Origin of the sequence: Gluconacetobacter entanii, from assembly GCF_013155425.1 — a bacterium.
GTDB classification, from domain to species: Bacteria; Pseudomonadota; Alphaproteobacteria; order Acetobacterales; family Acetobacteraceae; genus Novacetimonas; species Novacetimonas entanii.
Genome location: NZ_JABJWD010000061.1, coordinates 1 through 847 on the forward strand (window position 1 = coordinate 1; position 847 = coordinate 847).

General features: G+C 59.0%; 1 protein-coding gene. It reads left to right on the forward strand.

The genetic code is table 11. The features are described from left to right. The first annotated feature begins 41 nt into the window (after nt 1-41). A protein-coding gene (locus HNH97_RS11465) for an IS5 family transposase (RefSeq protein WP_082779839.1) occupies nt 42-838 on the forward strand; the annotation gives its coding sequence in 2 pieces (ribosomal slippage) (nt 42-381 and nt 381-838; 798 coding nt in all). The last annotated feature ends 9 nt before the right edge of the window (nt 839-847 follow it).

Consider the following 847-nt stretch of genomic DNA (forward strand, 5'->3'; position numbering starts at 1 on the left):
TAGGGCCTGTTAGATCTTGAATTTCTTCCCATATTGTAGGGATGGAAGAAGGAGACAGAACAGGCACCTTTACGGACGAGACATGGGCGATCTGGGAACCTCTGATTGAGGAGGTTCGCCCGAGGGGCAAGACGCCGCCACATGATCTGCGGCGGACGATAGCAGCGATTTTCTGGCGTCATGAGAATGGCGCGAAATGGCGGAGTATCCCCGCTGAACTGGGTCCGTGGTGGCGGGCTGCGCAGCTTTTCATCCGCTGGGCGAAGCTCGGCGTATGGGAGCGGCTGCTCGCACTGGTTCAGGAACAACAGGGAGTGGCATTCGGAATGACTTTTCTGGATGGCACAAACATCAGGGCTCACCACAAAGCGGCGGGAGCCCAAAAAAAGGGGCCTCTTTCGAAGAGCGAGACCATCGTGAAGCACTTGGCCGCTCTCGCGGCGGCTATGGCACAAAAGTCTGCGTGATCGCTGATGGACATGGAAAAGCCTTCGGTTTTGCGCTGGCCCCTGGACAGGCTCATGAACTGCCTCTGGCACCAGCCATGCTCGACAGCCTTCCCGCCACTCCCCTGTGGGTAGTAGCGGACAAGGGCTACGCGTCGAACGCCATGCGTGAACGGATATGGGACATGGGAGCACGGCCAGCCATTCCCGCGAAACGACGCGATGGCCCGGTCGCCTGCCCGAAATGGGCCTATCGGTGTCGGCATCTCGTTGAGAACCTCTGGGCTCGCCTCAAGGAGTGGCGCGCTGTCGCAACCAGATATGAAAAAACAGCAACGTCGTTCCTCGCGGTCATCCACATCGCTGCCGCAGCAGACTGGATCAAGCCCTAACAGGCCCTA